Below are 18,142 nucleotides of genomic sequence, written 5' to 3' on the forward strand. Positions count from 1 at the left end.
GATGCAGCCTGTTGCCCGATCCCTCCGTAGGAAGCCAACCGTGATGAGCCGCCTGGCCCGTTTTGCCTGGTTGCCCCTCTGTTTCGTGCTGGTCGGATGTCACGTCGATATGTACGATCAGCCCAAGTATCGGCCCAATCGCCCGAGTGATTTTTTTGAGGATGGCCGCTCGATGCGCCCACCGGTCGAAAATACGGTTGCGATGGGCAGTTTCGAGGCCGACTCGGCACTCTTTACCGGGCGCCTCAATGGTGAACTGGCGGTTGAATTGCCCATGGAATTGACTGCCGAGTTACTGGAGCGAGGGCAGACCCGCTACGACGCCTTCTGTGCCCCGTGTCACGGCCTGGCCGGCGATGGCAACGGCGTGATCGCCTATCGCGGCCCCATGGAGGTGCCAACCTTGCATAGTGACCGCCTCCGCACGGTTGCCATTGGCTACTACTTCGACGTCATTACCAATGGCGTCAACCGGATGTATAGTTATGCGCATCGCATTCCACCTGAAGATCGCTGGGCCGTCGCTGCGTATGTGCGTGCCCTGCAGTTGAGCCAGAATGTTGACGCTGATACCCTGACCGCCGAAGAGCGTGCCCTGCTTGGTGGGCCGTAACGGTATAGAGAGCGAGTTTCCGTCATGTCTGCACAGATCTTCTCGCGCAACGCCAATGCAATCCTGCTGGTGAGTATCGCTGCGATTGTGCTGCTCATTGTCGGCATTATCGCAGCTCTGATCGGGCTCTACCTGTCACCCTGGTATACCGGGGTCGGTGATGCGATCGAGCAGCCAGTGCCTTTTAGTCATAAACATCACGTTGATGAACTGATGATTGATTGCCGCTATTGCCATTCGACGGTCGAACGGGTTGCCCACGCCGGCATTCCTTCGACCGATACCTGTATGTCGTGCCACTCGCAGATCTGGACGAATAGCCCGCTTTTGCAACCAGTGCGCGATAGCTATCAGACCGGTGAACCCGTGCTCTGGAATCGGGTCTACGATTTGCCCGATTTTGTCTATTTCAACCATAGCGTTCACGTTGCCAAGGGCATCGGGTGCGCATCGTGCCACGGACGGGTCGATCTGCAACATTTGACGGCCAAGGAACAGCCCCTCTATATGGGGTGGTGTCTCGGTTGCCACCGCGCTCCCGAAGAGTATATCCGCCCACGTGACGAAGTTTTTAATATGGCCTATGAACCACAGATGATGCCCATCGACGAGCGGCTCGCGCTGGTTCAAGAATATCAGATTCCAGTTGATGGTCGGCTGACCCATTGTTATATGTGTCACCGTTAATAGAGGGAACCCAATGAGCCATACGTCAGACAGCCACACCATTAAAGAACCCTCGCCAGAGAGTCTCGCTAAAGGGTATGAGGTGAGCGACTGGAGCATGCGTCCGGTCTTCATCCTCACAATTGCCTGTGTCAGTCTCTTGCCGCTGGCAATTGTCGTTATTTTTATCATGCTTGGGGCAACCAAGGGCCAGCTTGGCGATGTCAGTCATAACCTGGCCCCACCCGAACTCGCCCAGTTGCCTCCTTCGCCGCGCCTCGAACAGAACCCGAATGTTGATGGGACACGCATTATGCGTGAAGCGACTGAACAGATCGAGAACTACGGCTGGGTCAATCAGCGTACCGGCGTTGCCCATATTCCTATCGAGCGGGCCAAGGAATTGTTGCTTGAGCAGGGCATCGCTCCGTTTGCAACAACTCAACCCGAGGGCGGAACAAGACCATGACGATGTATACGCCCCTTTTTCGCTGGTTCTCAGCCCTGTTGCTTGCGCTCATGCTGATGCTCAGTCTGGCACCCGCAGTGGTGCAGGCGCAGAGTGGGGCCCATCATCTCGAGAATATCTCGTTCGAGCAGCGCCTTGGTGAGAAGGTGCCGCTCGATCTGACGTTTGTCAACGAACATGGCGCAACCGTCGTTCTGGGTGACTACTTCGGTGACTTGCCAGTGGTACTCTCATTGGGCTACTATGAATGCCCAATGCTCTGTTCGCTGGTGCGCAATGGCATGGTCGACGGCTTGAGTGATGTGCGCCTCACCGCAGGCATTGATTACCACGTCGTCAATGTCAGCATTGACCCCACCGAGACGACGATGCACGCAGCCAATACCAAGGCTGCGATCGTGTCACGTTATGCTCGCCCTGGCAGCGAAGAGGGCTGGCACTTTTTGACGGGAACCCAGGATAGTATCAAGCAACTGGCCGATGCTGTCGGCTTTGCCTATTTTTATGATGAGACGATTGACCAGTATGCGCACGCCGCTGGTATTCTCGTGCTCACCCCTGAGGGTGCCCTGGCCCGTTATTTCTACGGCATCGAATATAACGCCAGCGATCTGCGCCTCGGGCTCGTTGAGGCGTCGGGGAACAAGATTGGCACACCGGTTGACCAGTTGTTGTTACTCTGTTATCACTTTGACCCTTCGACTGGCAAGTACACCGGTCTGGTCATGACCATCACTCGCATCGCCGGAACCATCACGGTGATGATCATCCTTGGCTCGATCTTTTTCCTGAGCCGTAGTTCTCAGCAACGTGGCGCACCTCCCGGGTCAGCTGCTAGCGCAGATTGAGAGGAAGCACTATGCCCGACTTCCCTTTATTTCCTGAACAGGCCTCAACCTTTGCCGGGCCAATTGATGCCCTCTATGGCGTTTTGATCGCGCTCAGCCTAATCTTTGGCGGCATCCTGCCGTTCATTATTCTCTATCTGATGGTGCGCTACCACCGGAGCCAGAAGGCCGACCGGAGAAACCAACCCGAGGGAAGCCTGCCGCTCGAATTGACGTGGACGATCATTCCGCTGGTGCTTGTGCTGGGGGTCTTTTTCTGGGGCGCGTTTCTCTATATTGACATCCGCACCCCACCCGAGCGCAACCTTGAGATCTATGTCATTGGCAAGCAGTGGATGTGGCACGCCCAGCATCCTAATGGCAAGCGCGAAAATAATGAGTTGCACGTGCCCATCAATCAGCCGGTCAAGCTCGTTATGACTTCGCAGGATGTCATCCATAGCTTCTATATTCCCGCCTTCCGGGTCAAACAGGATGTTTTGCCAGGTCGCTATACCACGATGTGGTTTGAAGCGACGCAAACTGGCGAATACCATCTCTTCTGTGCCGAGTATTGTGGCACCGAACACTCACGCATGGTTGGACGTGTCGTTGCCATGAGCCTCGCCGATTACGAGCGCTGGTTGACGACCCCCGGCGAGATTATCCTGCCCGACGGCAGCGCTGGCGCGGGCGGTGGTGGTTCAACCCTGATTCCGTCGATCGGCGATCCTATGGCCCTTGCTGGGGCGCAACTCTTTACGAACTTGGGCTGCGTCGGTTGTCATCGCGATGACGGGGCTGGCATTGGCCCGAGCATGGTGGGGCTCTATGGTGTTGAGACACGGATGCAGGATGGCAGCCTCGTGACTGCCGATGAAAATTATCTCCGCGAGTCGATCCTTAATCCTGGGGCCAAGATTGTCGCTGGCTATGCCAATGTGATGCCGTCGTACGATGGGCAACTCAGCGAGGATCAGTTGAATCAGTTGATCGCGTATATCAAGTCGCTCTCGGATAGTGAGAGCGCCAGCACCCGCCTCTCGAATGCCCAGATCGCCAGTGTCGTTGCTGACGAATTGAAGTAGACCCGCTAGAACTATCCAGGGAAGATGCATTATGGCAACCACAGCCCTTCCGTCACGTGGCTATCTCGAAGATGATACTCCAACCGTCTGGGCTTGGATCAAGTCCTGGCTCTTCACGGTCGATCACAAGCGCATTGCGATTCTCTATCTCCTTGCGATCAATTTTTATTTCCTCCTGGGTGGTCTGGCTGCGTCAGTCGTCCGGATCGAGTTGATTACCCCGCAGGGCGATCTGCTCTCCTCTGACCTCTACAACCGGGCGTTTACGCTGCACGGGATCATCATGGTCTTCTTTTTCTTGATCCCGGGTATTCCTGCGGTGCTCGGTAATTTTTTGATCCCGCTGATGGTCGGGGCACGCGATATGGCTTTTCCCCGCCTCAATCTCTTCAGCTGGTATCTCTATATGATCGGCGGGATCTTTGCCCTCTCCGCCGCTGTCTTTGGTGGCGTTGATACCGGCTGGACCTTCTATACGCCTTTTAGTTCGACCTATTCCAATTCAAATGTGATCCTGACGATTGCCGGGGCGTTTGTGATGGGCTTTTCGTCCATCGCCACTGGCGTGAATTTCATCGTGACAACCCATACGATGCGCGCCCCCGGGCTGACCTGGTTCCGTCTGCCGCTCTTTGTCTGGTCAAGCTATGCCACGAGTCTGATTATTGTGTTGGCAACGCCGGTCGTCGGGATTACGCTGCTTTTGGTTGCTATCGAGCGCATCTGGGGCGTCGGGATCTTCGATCCGGCCCTCGGTGGCGATCCACTGCTCTTCCAGCATCTCTTCTGGTTCTATTCGCATCCCGCCGTCTATATCATGATTTTGCCCGGGTTCGGGGTGATTTCGGAACTGATCTCGACCTTCTCACGCAAACGCATTTTTGGCTACGAATTCATTGCCTTCTCTAGTATGGCAATTGCCATCATCGGCTTCCTTGTCTGGGGCCACCATATGTTCGTGAGTGGGCAGTCGGTCTATGCTGGCCTGGTCTTCAGCTTCATTACGATGCTCGTCGCCATTCCTTCCGCCATCAAAGTCTTTAACTGGACCGCGACGCTCTACAAGGGGTCGATTAGCTATCGCACCCCGATGCTCTATGCCCTCGGGTTCATCGGGCTTTTTGTCATCGGCGGGCTGACCGGTATCTTCCTCGGCGTGGTTGCGATTGACATTCACGTCACCGATACCTATTTTGTCGTGGCGCACTTCCACTATGTGATGGTCGGCGGCACGATTATGGCCTACCTCGGCGGCATCCATTTCTGGTGGCCCAAGATGACCGGACGGATGTACAACGAGGTCTGGGGCGGGATTTCAGCCCTGATTATCTTTGTTGGCTTCAATATGACCTTCTTCCCCCAGTTTGTGCTGGGTTATCTGGGCATGCCCCGCCGCTATCACGTCTATCCCCAGGAGTTCCAGGTGCTCCACGTGCTCTCGTCGGCTGGCTCGACGGTGCTGGCGATTGGCTTCATTATTCCCCTCGTCTACCTGACGCTTTCGCTCTGGAAGGGCAAGCTGGCCGGAGATAATCCGTGGGACGCAACCGGGCTTGAGTGGACGGTTTCGTCACCGCCGCCAGCCCACAATTTCGATGAGATCCCTGTGGTGACCACCGAGGCGTATGCCTACCCACCCGAGGCCGCCGAGCGCGACGCGGCTGCGTGGCGCCCTGGTTCACCTCTGTAAACTGGTCAGTCGCAGAGGTCACCAACCTCTGCCCGTTTCTCGCGGTGGTATGCCTACCCCGCGCAAAGGTTTGAGGAGCGAAACCTTGGCGACAACAACAACAACGCAAGGATCAGAGGTACAGGGGCACGAGGCACATGCTGACCACGGTCACGCCGGCCACGGCCGCGAGCTGCAGCACCATTTTGAGACGGCCCAACAGCAGAAAGAGGCGGCCACCCTGGGGATGTGGGTCTTTCTGGTGACCGAGTTGATGCTCTTTGGCGGGATCTTTATGGCCTATGCGGTCTATCGTTGGGCTTTTCCCGACATCTGGGCCGAGGCAGCCCATCATCTCAACACGCCCCTCGGCGCAGTCAATACGGTCGTCTTGCTCGTCAGTTCGCTCACCGTCGCCCTCGCGGTCAATGCCGCCGAAGAAGGGCGCAACAAACGCCTCATCCGCCTGCTTGGTGTGACAATGGTGCTCGGTGTGGCGTTCCTGGGCATCAAGGCGTATGAGTATAGCGAGAAGTTTGCCCATTGCGCGGGCTACAAAACGCCGTTCGCCTGGGCTTCTGGTGGCGCACCCCTCGGCGAAACCGAGTGCCTCGTGCCCGGGCGGGCGTTTGTCTTCCCCGAGGCCCACGGCACAACTGCCGCCGATGCGCACAACGAGGTTACGCCAGGCCAGGGCAGTCCCTACCAACTCTTTTACCTGCTCTACTTTATCTCCACCGGGCTGCACGCCGTCCACATGCTGATCGGGTTAAGCATCGTCGGCATGCTGACCTTTATGGCCGCACGCGGTGTCTTTACTGCGGCCTACTCCACACCCGTCGAGATCGGGGGCCTCTACTGGCACCTGATCGATATTATCTGGGTCTTCCTGTTTCCGCTCTTTTATCTGGTACACTGATGGCAGAACACAGCAACCCCATACCTGGCGCCGATGGCCACGCTGCGGCAAGCGACCATCATAGCCACGGCCATATCGGACGCGACACCTATTATCGGGTCTTTGCCGCCCTGATGGTGCTGATGGTTTTGACGGTGGGAGCCTGGTGGGTCGAGGGGTTTATGGAGATCCCTCGTGTCTTGGGGGTGATCGTCGCGCTGGCGATTGCGTCAACCAAGACGGTGCTGATTATCTACTATTTTATGCATATCAAGATCAGCAATCGGGTCACCCAGCTCTACGCAGTCTCGGCTTTTATCGCCTTCACGATCCTCTTCGTCATTGTCATGGGTGATTATTTTGCACGCGGCTGGCCTCCAGAAATCGGTCCGCTCCCCTAAACCCATAAGTTTGGCCCGTGTTGACGCAAAGGCGCAAAGACGCAAAGCTGTGGATGCCAATCCATAAAATCTTCGCGCCTCTGCGCCTTTGCGTCATATACCCCGCCTTATTTGCAAGATTGGCCCGGTGTTGACGCAGAGACGCAGAGCCTGCACCCATTTACCCTAGCAGATCCTGCAACGCCGGACGCAATTCTGGATACGCAAACTGATACCCGAGTTTTTGTGCCCGGTTCGGCACGACGCGCTGGCCTTTGACTACCAAATCCGCCATTTCACCAAGCGTGAGCCGCAGGCTGAATTCGGGCACCGCTAGCCACGAGGGCGACCCGATCACCTTGCCGAGTATCTCAGAGAAGTCGCGGTTGGTCTCGGGGTTCGGGGCCGTGCCGTTGAGTGGGCCGCTGATCTGCTCATTTTCGAGTGCAAAGAGAAAGAGCCCGATCTCGTCATCGGGGTGAATCCACGAATAGTATTGTGAACCGGGCATAATTGGGCCGCCAGCGCGCACCCGAAACGGGATCAGGATTTGCCCAAGGGCCCCGGCGTCAGGATCAAGCACAATGCCCGTACGAATAAAGGCCACTCGCACCCCATACTCACTCGCCCGTTGCGCCTCACGCTCCCAGGCGATGCTCACCTTGGCCACAAAGTCGTTGCCTGCCGCCGAGTCTTCATCAAAGGTAGCCGTGGTGCTGTACCCGTAAAAGCCTGCCGCCGAGGCATTGACCAGGACGGTCGGGCGGGTTTGCGCAGCGGCAATCGCCTTCACCAATCCGCGGGTTCCGATCACCCGACTACTCAGAATCTCTTCTTTGTACGCCGGGGTCCATCTCACACCGATCACCCCCTGCGAAATCGGTGCCCCGGCTAAATTGATAATGGCATGCGCCCCATCAATCGCCGCCGCCCAGGGGCCATCCTCCGCCGGCGACCACGCGACATACTCAGCCGCCCCCGGCAAGACGCGCCGCGCCGCATCAGGATTGCGCGAAAAGATAACCAGTGCATAGCCGCGCTCGCGTAGCGCCGCAAAAAGCTTCCGTCCGACCAACCCGGTTGCCCCAGTGAGAATGATGCGTTTTGTTGTGTTCATACTATTGAGGGTACCCTGAATCTAGCTCTGGCGTCAAGTGCTCTGCGCCTCTGCATTAGGGCGATTGCATCATACGAAATCGGATACAACGGGGCACCCGCAAGGGGTGCCCGTACCGGGCCCGGGGGGCACCCGCAAGGGGTGCCCGTACCGGGGTGGGGCACCCGCAAGGGGGGGCCCGTACCGGGCCGGGGGGCACCCGCAAGGGGAGCCCGTACCGGGCCGGGGGGGCGGGCACGGTGTAGGGGCACCCCTTGCGGGTGCCCTGGCGGGGTGCATACACGGAAGATGCAATCGCCCTAGCCTCCCCGCCTCCCTGCCGCTGCGTTAAAACGAAACGCCACGGTGAAGAGATATGGTATCCTATGACCCGACTACTTAACCGCACCGCTTAGTCCGACAACGAAACGTGCCGCTTCGTCCTATTTCCTATTTCCTGAATCCTTCTCGTAAGACAAATGAGGTTTCCCCCAGATGATGCGTTTGTTTCCACTGATCTTCCTTACGGTGTTCATCCTGATCACCATAGGCTTGTTGCCCCCCGCCACCCCAACCGTCCAGGCTGCACCACTCGCAGCACGCCAACCGGGCCTGCCGCCTTCACTCTTTGGCCTCAATATGTACATCACCGGGCGCGAACGCTCTGAAGCCGAAGCCGCCCAACTCGTCCGCCTCGCCGGGCCAATTGGCGCACGCTGGACGCGTGAAGAGATCTGCTGGGCCTGCTGGGGCCGTGAGGTGCGGAACGATTTCTATGACCGCCGGATCGCGATGCTCGCCGAGGCCGGGATCGGCATTATTGGCATGTTGCTCACGACCCCTGAACAGTACCGCGATCCCGCCTGCGTCGCCCACGCTCGCCGCGTCAATGAACCCGAATACTGGTGTGCGCCAACTGATATGGACGCCTTCGCCCGCTGGGTTGGTCAGGTCGTCGAACGCTACGATGGCGATGGCTACCAGGATGCCCCTGGCTCACCACGGATCGCCGCCTGGGAGATCTGGAATGAGCCCGATATGGACGGGACGTGGCTGCCCAAGGCGGATCCCGTCGCCTACGCCGAAATGCTCCGCAAAGCCTCAGCCGCTATCCGAGCCGCCGATCCGACGGCCATCGTGCTTGTCGGTGGCGTCTATGTCTTCGATGCCGTCGGCGAAAAGGGGTTCCTTGATCGCGTCGTTGATCTTGCCGGCTGGGATAGCTTCGATGTGCTCTCGATCCATCCCTGGCTCATTGACCACGCCCCCGACAATCCCGCCCTCATCAATCCTCGTGAGCGTTTTGATGTCACGATCCCCGGGCGCCTCGAACTGGCCAAGCGCTGGGTGGCCGCTCGCGGTGGCGGCAAGCCAATTTGGATTACCGAAGTAGGCTGGAGCACCTGCGGCAGTGCGTGCGCGCCCCAGTTTGCCAAGAATGGCGAAGAACAGGCCAACTATATGGTACGCACCTTCGTCCTCGCTGCGGCTGCGGGCATCGAACACGTCAGCTATTTCCAACTCAGTGATAAATTCAAGGGCGGCCAGCAACCCTGGGGGCCTGCTGCCATTCTCAATGATGACCTGAGCCCTAAACCAGCCTATCAAGCCTATGGCACGATGGTCTCGCAACTCCAGTTTGCCCGTTACCAGGGCACTGGGTCGCTCCACCGGCAGGGCATACTCGCGAACCATCGCTTCACGCTGCCCGACGGCGGCGTCGTTGACGTACTCTGGACAATCAGCGGTCAGCGTGCGATCGACTTCCCGCTAGCCGCTGGCCTGAGCGCCACCCTGGTTGAACGCGATGGACGGCTGCGTGAACTTGGCGGCGGCACGGCCCGGTTAACTGTCAGCGAACGCCCGCTCTACATCCGTCAGGTGCCCGGCGGCAGTCGCAGCTTTGCCGAAACTGGGCAGAGCATCCGCGGCAGCTTCCTGCGCACCTGGGAACGCGGCGGTGGCCTGGCGATCTACGGCTTGCCCATCACCCCCGAACGCCTCGAACGTGGCAGCGACGGGGTCGAACGGATCGTGCAGTGGTTCGAACGCACCCGCTTCGAGAGCCATCCCCAGTATCGTTCGCCCAATGACGTGCTGATCGGCCTCGTCGGGGTTGAATACCTCGCCCGTCAGGGCCTTGATTGGCGCAGTCTCCCGACCGTTGACGGGGCACCCGCAGGATGTCGCTACTTCCCTGAAACCCGCCACAGCCTTTGTCCACCCTTCCGCGCCTATTGGGAACGCAACGGTGGCCTGGCGACCTTTGGCTTCCCCATCAGCGAACCGACCAACGAAACTGTTGAAAACGGACGCACCCTGAGCGTCCAATATTTCGAACGTGCCCGCTTCGAAGACCACCCCGATCTAGCGCCAGCCAACCGCGTCCAACTCAGTCGTCTTGGTATACGCCTCGCCCCGTAAGGCCGAAGCACGCGCCTCTCGCAGCCTCGCATCAACAGGCCTGCAGGCGGGGCGCGTGCATCGGCCCACCCGTCGCCGCGCTCACCCCGCCTGCAGGCGGGGCGCGTGCATCGGCCCAACTATCGTCGCGCCGGCCTCGTAAGGCCGAAGCACGCATCTACGCTCCAACCTTTGCGCCTTTGCGTCTTTGCGTCAAAAAACTCACCTTCTTTGCAAGGTAGTGGCTCTGGCTCCCTACGCCTCGTCGCGCGCACCAAGCGCGATCAGTGACGCACGCTGGGCTGTGGTCAGGCCGGTGGCTCCGGTGAGGTCGAGCCCGTCGTATGGACGCGGGGTTGCCAGGCGCTTGAGACAGGTGCCTGTCCTGCTGTCCCAGATGAGCACGGTGCCGTCTTCGCTGCCGCTGATGAGCCGCTCGCCATCAGGGTGAAAGGCGACCCCAATGACCGACCGGGTGTGCCCGGTGAGCATGTGACGACAGCTACCTGTCGCTAGATCCCAGATGCGTACGGTGCGGTCGTCACTGCCGCTGGCGATCAGGCGATCATGTGGGCAGACGGCAACGGCGATGACACGGTTGTCGTGGCCGCTGAGGGTGGCGCATAACTGGGCTTGATCGAGCGTCCAGACCCTGATGCACTGATCCTGGCCGCTGCTGACGAGGCGGTTTGAGTCGCCAGCAAAGGCAAGCGACCAGACCGCCCCACGGTGCCCGGTGGTGCAACGCATTGATGTCGAGGGTGGCAACGGCACCACGCTGCGCGAGCCGCGCGTGCGGGTCGAGGTCGAGGCGATCGATCCGCCGCCCGATGCGAGTGGCGTGCAAGCGCTGCACGTGATCGAGTATGTCTACAACCTCGGCGCCGGCCAGTGGGTGCCCGTGGTGCAATCGGGTTGGATGCCCTATAGCGCGACCCCCACTGGCTTCAACTGGACGCTGCTGCCTGTGCCGGGCATGCACTATCTGCAGGTGCGCGCCATTGACCAGGCCGGCAACATCTCGATTGGCCGTTCGCAACAACTTGCCAACTATCAACCGGATACCGAGCAGATCGGGCGACGCCAGACCCATGTCTACCGGTATCTCGCCGAAGCCGGCCAGCAACTCACCGCCAACCTGGAGGTCTTGAGTGGCGACGCCGACCTCTATGTCTGGTCATCGCGTGCCGACCAATCGGCGCGGGTGAGCAACCTCGAAGGCGATGCCAACGAGCAAGTGATCATCCCGGCCAGCGAGATCGTCCCTGGCGTCTACCAAGTCGAAGTCTACGGCTTCACCGCCGCGCGCTATCGGCTCAGCGTTGCGCTCGCTGCGCCAGCCTCAACCCGACTACTGATGCGCACGGAAGGCGGGCTAGCCGAAAGCAAACCGCTGCCGACCGCGCCAGTTGCGCCTGTCACCAGCCTGCCCGACGAACGCTCGGGCAACGTGCCACCTCCAGTGGTGAGCGCGACCAGCAACAATGTCTACTTGCCGCTGGTCAGGCGGTAAGCAACGGGTTATAGGGCGCAAAACCTGATCTTGACGCAAACTGAGGCAACAGCACGTTGCCTCAGTTTGCGTCAAACACAGCATCAACCGACAGAGCCAACCCCTCTAGCAAGGCCGACGTAACCGTGGTGCCGCGGGCAAACAGACCGTACTCCTGATACGATGAACCAACCAGAGTCAGCACTGTAATCGTCTCGCTCGTAGGATCGACAATCCAGTACTCGGGGATGGCGGCCTCGGCGTAGTCGTTGCGCTTGACGACCGTATCGCGTTCAGGGTTATCGGGGCTGATAATTTCAACGACGAGATCGGCCCCGAGCCAGTACCGGTTCTGGCGGCGCGGATCTTGGGCCTGACACAGCAGCAACAGATCAGGCTCACGATACTTGCCCTCGCGGATCTGAAGACGCAGCGGGGCAAAGCGAACTTTGCCCCCCATTTGCTCAATCAAGGTACGTAGCACCAAAAAGAGGACTTCGAGCATCGCCTGATGTTTATCGGTGGGCATAGCAAGAACCTCGATTGTACCATCGGTAAACTCGATCAATTGGTTGCCGTGGTCGGTTAAGCGCAAGTATTGTTCATCAGTCCAGAGGCCCTGAAGTGGTTCGAACGCAAGGATTGACTCAGTGTTCTGCCAGATCATATCTCCCCCTGCACGATATATATGGTAGTTCTCTCGATACATATTCATGGTATCATGATTTAGGAACGATCGCTTATCGCAACGTATCGTTAGATTTGATAAAACTTGTCTCGTCGTCTCAAGGAAGTGCAATGATGCGCGTACTGGTTGCCGATGACGATCCGCTCGTCTGTCATGCTGTGTGTGCGCTTGTTCGTGCCTTTGGTTATGAGGTTCTGATTGCCGAAGATGGGTTGCAGGCGTGGGAGATAATCCAGCGCGAAGCTATTGCGCTGTTGATTACCGATTGGCAAATGCCTGGACTCGATGGACCTAGCCTGATCCGTCGTATTCGTGCTGCTCATCTTCCTCATTATATCTCGTGCCTCTTGTTGACGGTGCGCGATCAGCGTACCGACCGCATCCACGGTCTTGATGCTGGTGCCGACGATTACTTGGTCAAACCGGTGGATCCCGATGAATTGCGGGCGCGTCTTGCGGTTGCCTCCCGGATCTTTCACCTTGAACAAGATCTGCGTGAGGCCAATATGCGCTTGCAAGAGCTGGCAAATGAGTTTCAGTATCAGGCTGATCATGATCCGCTGACCGGGCTCTTGAATCGTCAGGGCCTGGTGAGTCATGCCAATCTCGAACTGAATCGTGCCAAACGCACCGGTCAGATGCTGGCGATTGCCTTGCTTGATATTGATCACTTCAAGCAGGTGAATGATCGTTATGGTCATATCATTGGCGATCAGGCCCTGATCCATGTTGCGTCACTGCTGCGTGGTGTCCTGCGTTCGTATGACCGCGTGGGGCGCTGGGGTGGTGAAGAGTTCCTGGTGCTGCTGCCTGGCACCAGTGTTGAAGCTTCGTGTCGTATCGCCGAGCGCATGCGTGAACAGATCGCGGCGCAACCACTGGTGTTGCCCAATCATCAACAGATTGTGCTCCACATGAGCATTGGGGTCGCCAATACTTCTGCCGAGTTACCTGATCTGGATGCGCTGGTTGCCGCTGCCGACCATGCGCTCTATGCGGCGAAACATAATGGGCGTAATCGGGTTGTCTGTTATGCCCACCTTAGCCCTATTTGATGGCCTCGACTGGTAGCTTATGGTACCTGCATCTCACTCTTCGCCTTCACAACCCGCGCTTGATGATCCACTCGTTGCCTGGCGTCAGCGCACGATCAACCTGCTGCTCAAGATCTTTGCGTTCGTCGGGATTCCCGTCCTGCTCTTTGATGCCTTCCTCCATCTCCAGTTTGGCCGCTGGCCGATGGCGGTGTGGAGCTTTTGTTTTGCGGTGCTGGTTGTGGTGCTGGCGCTCTTGCCTCGCCTTGATGATCGTGTGCGCAGCTTCCTCTTGCTTGGGAGTTTTTTGCTCGGGTGTCTTCTTGCCCTCGCGACGATGGGCTTCTATGGGATCAATGCTGCTCTGGTTGCCATCAATGTGGTGCTCGCTGTCTTATTGCTCGGTTCACGCCCAGCGCTGGTGATAGGGATCCTGGGGAGTATCGGGGCTGCCCTTGTCTTTACCGGGTTTGCCTTCGGCCTCTTGCCTTACCCCTATGTTGCGCTGAGTAACGTGACTGACCCCTGGGTGCTGACCAATAATCTATTGTTGATCATTGCGCTCGCGGCTGGCCTGGGCTTGATGGTCAATTCGTTGCTCGTGACGTTGCAAACGAGTCTTCGGACAACCCGGGCGACGCTCACCGAGTTAGAAGAGGTGAATGCTACCCTTGATGCTAAGGTTGATCAGCGCACCGCCGAGGTGCGCCGTGCTTCACTGCTGCTCGAGGCGATCCATAGCATTACTCGTGTGGGTGGCATTGCCTTTAATTCAGAGGATGGTACCGTCGCCTGGACCGATGAGTTGTATCGTATTCACGAAGTGGAACCAGGTACCGTGATTGATCAGCCGTTGCTGCGACAGCTCTATCCTCCTGATACCTGGGCAATGATCAGCGATGCAAGTGGCCGGCTGTGTCGCGCAGGTGAGCCGTATGATCTCGAACTTCCGGCCTTGACGCTCACCGGTCGTCCGATCTGGTTGCGGGTCATTGGCATGGCCGATTCGACCTCAGGCCCCCCGCATTATACTGGCGCAGTGCAGGATATCACCGCCTACAAACAGGCTGAACAGCGCATTGCTACGCAGTTGCAGTACGCCGAGGCGCTGGCACGCTGTTCGCAGATCTTGTTGACCTCGGTGGAGAACCAGTCGGCCTTGCAGCAGACCTTGAATGAGGCGCTGGGCATTGTGCGTGAAGCAGTAGACGCGGATCGCATTTCACTTGCCCGGTACCCTCATTATTCGCTGGGTGAAACAACATTGAAGCGCGCATTTCAGAATCTGGCTGGCAATGATCGGCCTGGTTTGCCGCCACCGCGCCCCTTTCCTGCCGAAGCGATTCGGGATTTGCCCCCCGCGTTGAATGTCTGGCAACAGGGTGGTGGCATGTACAATGGCCCGGTGATCGGTCAATTTCCTGAGCATCCCATCTATCAGCGTGCCTGTGAGTCTAGTGGCCTCAAATCACTCTGCATTCAGGCGGTGCAACTGCAAGAACGCTGGTGGGGGCATATCATCATCTTTGACTATCAGCATTTGCGTTCATGGGATGCCGGTGCTGTTCAACTACTTCGTACGGCGGCTGAGATGATGGTGACCTTTGTTGAAGCAGCTGAGACCGCCCAGGCCCTCCGAGAACGTGAAGTGCTCCTCCGTGAGGTGGGCCAGATGGCCCGCGTTGGCGGCTGGGCCCTTGATTGCGCGACCTGGCGTGTCCAGTGGTCCGAACAGGTCTATGCTATTCACGATCTACCGGTGGGCGAACCGCCACCTCTTGATGAGGCGATCAATTTCTATGCCCCCGAAGCGCGCCCGGTCTTGCAGGCGGCGATCAATGAAGGTCTCGAGCATGGAACCTCCTGGGATCTAGAGTTGCCGTTCATTACGGCGCAGGGCCGCCGGATCTGGGTGCGTGCGCAGGGGCAACCGGTGATCCGTGAGGGGGTTGTGGTGCAACTTAGCGGTACGGTGCAGGAAATCACCGTGCGCAAAGAAGCTGAGTTGGCCCTCGCCCGTGAGTTGCGGTATGCCGAAGCCCTCGAACAGTGCTCACGGATGTTGCTTGTCGCCAGTACGGATGTTGCTGACTGGCAACCAGTCGTGCAACAGGCCATTGCGCTTCTTCGTCAGGCAATTGGTTGTACCCGCTTGAGCATCAATTTCTTTCCGGTTGCCGATGGCACCTTTCGCATTGCTGAGCGCAAATTGGTCGATCAGGATCAAGATGCACCACCCTATCAGGCCTCTCCCGTTGAGGTTGCCGATATTCCGGTGGCACTCCTTGAGCAGTTGCAACCAGGTAAATCCATTACCGGCTTGATTGATGATCTCGTTCCCCCCGATTCCTCGCTCTACGCCTATTTCCACGCCAATCAGCGCCCAAATCTCTGCATTGCCGGTGTTTTTATCAATGGCATCTGGCGTGGCTATCTGGTCGCAAGTGATCGTGACGCAACCAAGCGGTGGGATGACCCAACCATACGCTTGTTGCATACGGGGATTGAGATGATCACCGCGTTTCTCCAACAGTGGGAAATGTCGAGCGCCCTGCGCATCCGTGAGGCTCAACTCCGTGCGGTGGGCGACAATTTGCCCAATGGGTTCATCTATCAATACTGTCACGATCAGTCAATGCAACCCTCCTATCGCTTCATTAGTGGTGGCGTGCAACAAGTGCTTGGCGTTTCTGCTGAAGAGGTCTTTGTTGATCCGTCGGTACTGCATAAGCTGATCAGCCCTGATGAGCGTGAGCGCGTCTTGGCTGCTCAGTTGCATTCGTTCCAAGAACTGAGTCTGTTTGCTGAAGTGGTGCATTTCATCTTGCCTGATGGCACCGAGCGCTCGCTCTATCTTTCGTCACGCCCTCGCCGTGAGGCCGATGGGAGTGTGGTCTGGGACGGTCTTTCACTTGACATAACTGAACGTCAGCGCGCTGCCGCTGAACTTGCGCAGGCGCGTGATGCCGCCGAGGCGGCGACCCGCGCCAAAAGCGCGTTTCTTGCCCATATGAGTCACGAGCTTCGTACGCCCCTGAATGCAGTGCTTGGCATGACGGCTTTGCTGCGTGATAGTGAACTGACCGCTGAGCAGCGTCTCTTGACTGATACGATCAATACAGGTGGACAGGCTCTGCTCGCGGTGCTCAGTGATATCCTCGATCTTTCACGGATCGAATCGGGGCGCCTCGAACTTGCATTGGCCCCGTTTGACCTCTATGCCTCGCTTGCCGCGACGGTCGATCTCGTGAACCACACAGCCCATGCAAAAGGCTTGGCTGTTGGCTATGCCTCTACCCCCGATCTCCCCCGCGTGGTCGTCGGCGACGAAGCTCGCCTTCGCCAGGTTCTGCTGAATTTGCTCGGCAATGCGGTGAAATTCACCAATCACGGCGAAGTGACGCTCACGGCTGATGCCTCCCCCGGCGCCGACGAGACGGTGCTGATAACCTTTGAGGTGCGCGATACGGGCATTGGCATGACTGTTGCACAGTCGGAACATATCTTTGAGCCGTTTGTGCAGGTCGATAACAATTCCTCGCGTCGGTATGGGGGGACTGGCCTTGGTCTGGCGATTACGCGGCAGTTGCTTGATTTGATGCAAGGTACGGTTGAGGTCGCGAGTAGCCCCGGAATTGGAACTACCTTTACGGTGCGTGTGCCCTTTGCGCTCGCTACCGAAGATCGCTTACCCCAACCAGTCGCGCTCCCCGTGCAGTTTGCGCATCCCTTGCAGATCCTGATTGCCGAAGATAACCCAATTAATCAGCAGGTGATTGATCGGGTTGTGCGGCGGATGGGCCATCAGGTGACCCTGGTCAACAATGGTCAACGCGCACTCGAAGCCGTCAAGCAGCATCCGTATGATGTTATCCTGATGGATATGCAGATGCCTGAACTCGATGGCGAAACAGCGACCCGTATGATCCGTGAGCTTGGCACCACGATCAACCAGCCTCGCATTATTGCGCTTACCGCTCATGCCCTTGATGGCGACCGGCAGCGCGCTTTGCAGGCAGGGATGGATGACTACCTCTGCAAGCCAGTGCAAGTGAGCGATCTCAAGCGCCTGCTTGGTGCTGTGCCCCTCGCTCATCAGCCTGAACCTGAAGCCTTACCCCTCCGCCATCAGTCGCACGAGGCAATCATTGACTGGAAGATCCTTGATCAATTGCAGGCGGCCCTTGGCCCGCATGGCCCCGAAGCCATTGCAACCATGATTGCTCTCTTTGAAGAGACGATCCCTTCCCAAATTATCGCCCTGGAAACAGCCGCCCTCGAGCACAATCTCGCTCGGCTTCACGCGGAAGTCCATCGTTTACGTGGTGGCAGTCGCCAGATGGGCGCGCAGGCAATGAGTTCCCTTTGCCAGCAAATTGAGGATGTGCCCTCTGATAAAGATGTGTCGCCCTTGATTGCCCAACTACGTACTTGTTATGCACAGACGCGCTCAGTGCTGCGCCAGCGCTATCCTGATGGGTAGGTTGCATCTCGCATGCGCATGCGGGGCCCCGTGGGGGCACCCCTCGCGGGTGCCCTGCCCTGCCGTCGCGGGTGCCCTGCCGTCGCGGGTGCCCTGCCCATACACCGTACCCGGCCCGCGTTGTTGGCGGGTGCCGCCGGGCCCGTAGGGGCACCCCTCGCGGGTGCCCTGCCCTGCCCTTGCGGGTGCCCTGCCCTTGCGGGTGCCCTGCCCTTGCGGGTGCCCTGCCCATACACCGTACCCGGCCCGCGTTGTTGGCGGGTGCCACCGGGCCCGTAGGGGCACCCCTCGCGGGTGCCCTGCCCTTGCGGGTGCCCTGCCCTTGCGGGTGCCCTG

The 18,142-nt window shown here is 58.4% G+C and carries 15 protein-coding genes; 12 read left to right on the plus strand and 3 right to left on the minus strand.

The genetic code is table 11. From position 1 onward, the window contains the following. Nucleotide 1: 1 nt before the first annotated feature. The 8 genes from A9Q02_RS12660 to A9Q02_RS12695 all read left to right on the plus strand — a co-directional run bounded on the left by A9Q02_RS12660 (nucleotide 2) and on the right by A9Q02_RS12695 (nucleotide 6,631). A complete protein-coding gene (locus A9Q02_RS12660) occupies nucleotides 2-613 on the plus strand; it encodes a c-type cytochrome (RefSeq protein ID WP_097653452.1) in 612 nt (203 codons plus the stop codon). 24 nt (nucleotides 614-637) lie between these two features. Continuing rightward, on the plus strand, nucleotides 638-1,300 hold the full coding sequence (locus A9Q02_RS12665) for a cytochrome c3 family protein (RefSeq protein WP_097653453.1): 663 nt from the start codon (nucleotides 638-640) through the stop codon (nucleotides 1,298-1,300). A 13-nt stretch (nucleotides 1,301-1,313) separates the two neighbouring features. Continuing rightward, nucleotides 1,314-1,748, plus strand: a complete 435-nt coding sequence (locus tag A9Q02_RS12670) for a hypothetical protein (protein ID WP_097653454.1) — start codon at nucleotides 1,314-1,316, stop codon at nucleotides 1,746-1,748. Continuing rightward, nucleotides 1,745-2,596, plus strand: a complete 852-nt coding sequence (locus tag A9Q02_RS12675) for an SCO family protein (protein ID WP_245860529.1) — start codon at nucleotides 1,745-1,747, stop codon at nucleotides 2,594-2,596. Before A9Q02_RS12670 ends, A9Q02_RS12675 begins: the two co-directional genes overlap by 4 nt. Nucleotides 2,597-2,607: 11 nt before the next feature. Further along, complete coding sequence (gene coxB, locus A9Q02_RS12680; RefSeq protein WP_097653455.1) at nucleotides 2,608-3,663, plus strand: cytochrome c oxidase subunit II; 1,056 nt, start codon at nucleotides 2,608-2,610, stop codon at nucleotides 3,661-3,663. Between the two features lie 31 nt (nucleotides 3,664-3,694). Further along, nucleotides 3,695-5,353, plus strand: a complete 1,659-nt coding sequence (ctaD, locus tag A9Q02_RS12685) for a cytochrome c oxidase subunit I (RefSeq protein ID WP_097653456.1) — start codon at nucleotides 3,695-3,697, stop codon at nucleotides 5,351-5,353. Nucleotides 5,354-5,438: 85 nt separating this feature from the next. Further along, nucleotides 5,439-6,251 carry a cytochrome c oxidase subunit 3 family protein gene (locus A9Q02_RS12690; protein WP_245860530.1) on the plus strand — a complete coding sequence of 271 codons (813 nt, stop codon included), beginning with the start codon at nucleotides 5,439-5,441 and terminating at the stop codon, nucleotides 6,249-6,251. After that, entirely contained in the window at nucleotides 6,251-6,631 is a 381-nt protein-coding gene (locus A9Q02_RS12695; protein ID WP_097653458.1) for a cytochrome C oxidase subunit IV family protein, read from the plus strand. The genes A9Q02_RS12690 and A9Q02_RS12695 overlap by 1 nt, the downstream gene beginning before the upstream one ends. A 160-nt stretch (nucleotides 6,632-6,791) precedes the next feature. Here the strand turns inward: A9Q02_RS12695 and A9Q02_RS12700 are convergent, their stop codons facing one another. Beyond that, nucleotides 6,792-7,727 (minus strand): TIGR01777 family oxidoreductase, encoded by a 936-nt coding sequence (locus A9Q02_RS12700; protein WP_097653459.1) that lies wholly within the window; start codon nucleotides 7,725-7,727, stop codon nucleotides 6,792-6,794. Nucleotides 7,728-8,201: 474 nt separating this feature from the next. On the opposite strand from A9Q02_RS12700, the gene A9Q02_RS12705 reads away from it, so the two are divergent. After that, the gene (locus A9Q02_RS12705) at nucleotides 8,202-10,130 is read left to right on the plus strand and encodes a cellulase family glycosylhydrolase (RefSeq protein ID WP_097653460.1); all 1,929 of its coding nucleotides are present in this window, start codon (nucleotides 8,202-8,204) and stop codon (nucleotides 10,128-10,130) included. Nucleotides 10,131-10,364: 234 nt separating this feature from the next. On the opposite strand, the gene A9Q02_RS12710 is transcribed toward A9Q02_RS12705, so the two are convergent. Beyond that, nucleotides 10,365-10,859, minus strand: coding sequence for a WD40 repeat domain-containing protein (locus tag A9Q02_RS12710; protein WP_097653461.1), 495 nt, complete (start codon nucleotides 10,857-10,859; stop codon nucleotides 10,365-10,367). Here A9Q02_RS12710 and A9Q02_RS12715 point away from each other — a divergent pair. After that, nucleotides 10,849-11,622, plus strand: coding sequence for a PPC domain-containing protein (locus tag A9Q02_RS12715; protein WP_097653462.1), 774 nt, complete (start codon nucleotides 10,849-10,851; stop codon nucleotides 11,620-11,622). The genes A9Q02_RS12710 and A9Q02_RS12715 overlap by 11 nt on opposite strands. Before the next feature lie 61 nt (nucleotides 11,623-11,683). Here the strand turns inward: A9Q02_RS12715 and A9Q02_RS12720 are convergent, their stop codons facing one another. Next, nucleotides 11,684-12,268: a Uma2 family endonuclease gene (locus A9Q02_RS12720; RefSeq protein WP_097653463.1), complete on the minus strand. Its 585-nt coding sequence runs from the start codon at nucleotides 12,266-12,268 to the stop codon at nucleotides 11,684-11,686. Between the two features lie 131 nt (nucleotides 12,269-12,399). On the opposite strand from A9Q02_RS12720, the gene A9Q02_RS12725 reads away from it, so the two are divergent. Next, nucleotides 12,400-13,344: a GGDEF domain-containing response regulator gene (locus A9Q02_RS12725; RefSeq protein ID WP_097653464.1), complete on the plus strand. Its 945-nt coding sequence runs from the start codon at nucleotides 12,400-12,402 to the stop codon at nucleotides 13,342-13,344. Between the two features lie 19 nt (nucleotides 13,345-13,363). After that, the gene (locus tag A9Q02_RS12730; RefSeq protein WP_097653465.1) at nucleotides 13,364-17,806 is read left to right on the plus strand and encodes a PAS domain-containing hybrid sensor histidine kinase/response regulator; all 4,443 of its coding nucleotides are present in this window, start codon (nucleotides 13,364-13,366) and stop codon (nucleotides 17,804-17,806) included. The last annotated feature ends 336 nt before the right edge of the window (nucleotides 17,807-18,142 follow it).

The sequence above is a fragment of the Candidatus Chloroploca asiatica genome, assembly GCF_002532075.1.
Taxonomy (GTDB): Bacteria; Chloroflexota; Chloroflexia; order Chloroflexales; family Chloroflexaceae; genus Chloroploca; species Chloroploca asiatica.